Source organism: Oryzihumus sp. (assembly GCF_054325275.1).
Genome location: NZ_JBTCWL010000127.1, coordinates 1 through 3,983, shown reverse-complemented (window position 1 = coordinate 3,983; position 3,983 = coordinate 1). Strand labels below are relative to the sequence as shown.

Genomic DNA, 3,983 nt, shown 5'->3' with positions numbered 1-3,983 from the left:
CCGGCAGGCCTGGCCTGCCGGGGCGCCGCGCCGTCTAAGAAAACTCCCAGAGACGACCCGCACCCTTGCGGGGTGGACTCCCTCATCGTCGCCGTCGCCCAGTACCTGCCGTTCGTCATCGTGGCGGCCGGAGCCGTCGTGTGGCTCCTGGCTCCCCGCTCCGGCAAGGTCGCGATGGTCGTCGAGGGTGTCGTGGCCCTCGCCGCGGTCGGCGTGCTCATCCTGGTCGCAGCCTCGCTTCACGCCGATCCGCGGCCGTTCGTCGTGGACCCCTCGGTCAGGCCGCTGTTCGCCCACCCCGCCGACAACGGCTTCCCCTCCGACCACACGGCGTTGTCCATGACGGTCGCCGCCCTGGTGTGGGTGCAGCGGCGCACCGTGGGTGCCGTGCTGGCCGTCCTGGCGCTGTGCGTCGGCGCTGCCCGCGTCCTCGCCCACGTCCACCACGCCCAGGACATCATCGCCGGCGCGGTGATCGGGGTGGCTGCCGCAGCCCTCGGCGTCCTCGTCTGGTCGCTGGTCAGCCACCGGCTCCCCGCGCGGGTGACCGGCCAGGCCCCCTCCCCCGAGTCGGCCACCTCGGAAACCGCCGCCACCCCCTGAGGCGAGCGACCCGGCATACCCGTCGTCTGCCCCTCCCACATCCCCCGACTTGGTGCCCGGTCGGCCGCTCTTGGGGCTCGAAACGGGGTACGAACGCGGCGCAGCGGGCACCAAGTGGAGAAGTAACGAGGGTGAGCGGCGTCAGTGGCCGCGGGCGACCCACTCCGGCAGGTGCGGGGCCTCGACGCCGATCGAGGTCGACTCGCCGTGGCCGGTGTGCACGACCGTGCCCGCCGGCAGGTGGAACAGCTTGTCGCTGATCGAGGCGATGATCGTGTCGAAGTCGCTGAACGAGCGCCCGGTCGCGCCCGGGCCGCCCTGGAAGAGCGTGTCGCCGGTGAAGACCACGCCGAGCTCGGGGCTGTAGAAGCAGCACGCGCCCGGGGAGTGACCCGGCGTGTGCAGCACCTGCACCGTCACGCCCGCCACGGAGATCGTGTCGCCGTCGGCGAGCTCGCGGTCGGGCGTCACGGGGTAGACGCGGTCCCACAGCACGCGGTCCTCCGGGTGCAGCCAGGACGTGCCGCGGGTGGCGTCCGAGACCTCCCCCAGCGCGCTGATGTGGTCGTCGTGGGCGTGGGTGCACAGGATCGCCACGACCGTGCGCTTGCCGACCGCCTTGATGATGGGCCGGCCGTCGTGGGCCGGGTCGATGACCACGCACTCGGTGTCGTTGCCGACCACCCAGACGTTGTTGTCGACCTCCCAGCTGCCGCCGTCGAGGTTGAAGGTGCCGTGGGTGACGACCCGGTCGACCCGCACCTTCGAGTCCTTGCCGAGGAGCGACATCAGAGCACCACGACCGAGCGCAGCACGTCACCGCGGTGCATCTTCTCGAACGCGGCCTCGACGTCGTCGAGCCCGATCGTCTCGGAGACGAAGCCGTCGAGGTCGAAGCGCCCCTGCCGGTAGAGGTCGACCAGCATCGGGAAGTCCCGCGAGGGCAGGCAGTCGCCGTACCAGCTGGACTTGAGCGCCCCGCCCCGGCCGAAGACCTCGATCATCGGCAGCTCGACCTTCAGCTCGGGCGTGGGCACGCCGACGAGGACGACGGTGCCGGCGAGGTCGCGGGCGTAGAACGCCTGCTCGTAGGTCTCGGGCCGGCCGACCGCCTCGACGACCACGTCGGCGCCGAACCCGCCGGTCAGCTCGCGGATCGCCTCGACCGGGTCCTGGCTGCGCGAGTTGACGGTGTGGGTGGCGCCGAAGCCCTTGGCCCACTCCAGCTTGCGGTCGTCGACGTCGACCGCGATGACGGTGGTGGCTCCGGCCAGGACGGACCCTGCGATGGCCGCGTTGCCGACGCCGCCGCAGCCGATCACGGCGACCGAGTCACCCCGCGTGACGCCGCCGGTGTTGACCGCGGCGCCGAAGCCGGCCATGACGCCGCAGCCGAGCAGCCCGGCGGCAGCGGCCGGCGCGGCCGGGTCGACCTTGGTGCACTGCCCGGCGGCGACCAGCGTCTTCTCGATGAAGGCGCCGATGCCCAGCGCCGGCGAGAGCTCGGTGCCGTCGGTCAGCGTCATCTTCTGCCTGGCGTTGTGGGTGTTGAAGCAGTACCACGGCTTGCCCTTGGCGCACGCCCGGCACTGCCCGCACACCGCGCGCCAGTTCAGGACCACGAAGTCGCCGGGCGCCACCTCGGTCACGCCCTCGCCGACCGCCTCGACGACGCCGGCCGCCTCGTGCCCGAGCAGGAACGGGAACTCGTCGTTGATCCCGCCCTCTCGGTAGTGCAGGTCGGTGTGGCACACCCCGCAGGCCTGCACCTTCACGACCGCCTCGCCCGGCCCCGGGTCAGGCACCACCACGTCGACCAGCTCGACCGGGGCGCCCTTGCTGCGCGCGATGACTCCTCTGACCGTGCTCGGCATGCCGGCTCCTCCGCGGGTCGGGGATGGTGCAACTGCAGGTATGCCGTGAGCCTAGTGAGCGCGCCAGCCCACCTCATGTCGAGCCCCACGCGCAGAGTGGCGTCAGGCTGTGGGGACGACGAGGGCGGTCGCGATGGCGCCGATACCCTCACCCCGGCCGGTGAAGCCGAGCCCGTCGGTCGTCGCGGCGGCCAACGACACCGGCGCCCCGAGCGTGGCCTCGAGCACCGCCTGCGCCTCCTCCCGGCGCGGGCCGAGCTTGGGCCGGTTGCCGACGACCTGGACCGCGACGTTGCCGATGACGAACCCGGCCTCCCGCACGATCCGCGCCGCCTCGGCGAGCAGGGTGACCCCGCGGGCGCCGGCCAATTCGGGCCGGTCGGTGCCGAAGTGGGTGCCCAGGTCGCCCAGCCCGGCCGCGGAGAACAGCGCGTTGCACGCCGCGTGGGCCACGACGTCGCCGTCGGAGTGGCCCTCGATGCCCCGCTCCCCCGGCCAGGTCAGCCCGGCGAGGTGCAGCGGCCGGTCGTCCGTGGCGAAGGCATGGACGTCGACACCGACGCCGGTCCGGGGCAGCACCACGTGCGCGACGGGGGGCTGCGGCGGGAGCTCACTGTCCGACATACCGGCCATCCTGCAGCAGGGCCTCCGCGCGGGCCACGTCGCCCGGGGTGGTCACCTTGAGGGCGGCCGGGTCGCCGTCGACGACGAGCACGGGCAGGCCGAGCGCCTCGACCAGCGCGGCGTCGTCGGTGGCGGTGAGGCCGGAGGCGTGCGCCCGCTCGAGCGCCTCGCGGGAGAAGCCCTGCGGCGTCTGTATCGCGCGCAGCAGCTCGCGCGCCGGGGTCGCCGTGACGACACCGTGCTCGTCGACCACCTTGACGGTGTCGACGACGGGCAGGCCGGGGACGACCGCCGGGTGGCCGGCCCGGACGGCCCCGGCGACCCGCTCGAAGACGGCGACCGGGGTCAGCGCGCGGGCGGCGTCGTGGACCAGGACGACGTCCTCGTCCGGACCGAGGGCGGCGAGGCCGGCGGCCACGGACGCGGTGCGGTCGGCCCCGCCGGCGACGACGTCGACCCGCGCGTCACCGCCGGTCAGCGCGCGGGCGGCCTCGAGGTGGGTCGAGGGGGCGACGACCACGACGTGGCCGACCTGGCCGCATGCAAGGACGCCCCGCAGCGCGTGGAGCAGCAACGGCTCCCCGCGCAGCGGGGCGAACGCCTTGGGCACACCAGCCCCGAGCCTCGTGCCCTGACCGGCGGCAACGAGGACGACGCAGGTGCTCAGGAGGCGAGGACCTCGTCGAGGATGGCCTCGGCCTTGTCCTCGTTGGTCTTCTCGGCGAGCGCGAGCTCGGAGACGAGGATCTGGCGGGCCTTGGCGAGCATGCGCTTCTCACCCGCGGACAGGCCGCGGTCCTTGTCGCGGCGCCACAGGTCGCGCACGACCTCGGCGACCTTGATGACGTCACCGGAGGCGAGCTTCTCGAGGTTGGCCTTGTA

Annotated in this window: 6 protein-coding genes; 1 reads left to right on the top strand and 5 read right to left on the bottom strand. The window is 73.4% G+C overall.

What is annotated here, in order from left to right; genetic code table 11:
- Nucleotides 1–72: 72 nt before the first annotated feature.
- Nucleotides 73–603 carry a phosphatase PAP2 family protein gene (locus ACXVGS_RS18855; protein ID WP_458532702.1) on the top strand — a complete coding sequence of 177 codons (531 nt, stop codon included), beginning with the start codon at nt 73–75 and terminating at the stop codon, nt 601–603.
- 141 nt (nt 604–744) lie between these two features.
- Here the strand turns inward: ACXVGS_RS18855 and ACXVGS_RS18850 are convergent, their stop codons facing one another.
- The 5 genes from ACXVGS_RS18850 to ACXVGS_RS18830 form a co-directional block, all read right to left on the bottom strand.
- On the bottom strand, nt 745–1,392 hold the full coding sequence (locus tag ACXVGS_RS18850) for an MBL fold metallo-hydrolase (RefSeq protein WP_458538204.1): 648 nt from the start codon (nt 1,390–1,392) through the stop codon (nt 745–747).
- Nucleotides 1,392–2,477 carry an S-(hydroxymethyl)mycothiol dehydrogenase gene (locus ACXVGS_RS18845; RefSeq protein WP_458530387.1) on the bottom strand — a complete coding sequence of 362 codons (1,086 nt, stop codon included), beginning with the start codon at nt 2,475–2,477 and terminating at the stop codon, nt 1,392–1,394. The genes ACXVGS_RS18850 and ACXVGS_RS18845 overlap by 1 nt, the downstream gene beginning before the upstream one ends.
- A 102-nt stretch (nt 2,478–2,579) precedes the next feature.
- The gene (gene ispF / locus ACXVGS_RS18840; RefSeq protein WP_458532704.1) at nt 2,580–3,101 is read right to left on the bottom strand and encodes a 2-C-methyl-D-erythritol 2,4-cyclodiphosphate synthase; all 522 of its coding nucleotides are present in this window, start codon (nt 3,099–3,101) and stop codon (nt 2,580–2,582) included.
- Nucleotides 3,088–3,711 (bottom strand): 2-C-methyl-D-erythritol 4-phosphate cytidylyltransferase, encoded by a 624-nt coding sequence (gene ispD / locus ACXVGS_RS18835; RefSeq protein ID WP_458530385.1) that lies wholly within the window; start codon nt 3,709–3,711, stop codon nt 3,088–3,090. The genes ispF and ispD overlap by 14 nt, the downstream gene beginning before the upstream one ends.
- A 53-nt stretch (nt 3,712–3,764) precedes the next feature.
- Nucleotides 3,765–3,983 (bottom strand): CarD family transcriptional regulator (locus ACXVGS_RS18830; RefSeq protein ID WP_458538203.1); only part of this gene is annotated, 219 nt, incomplete at its 5' end.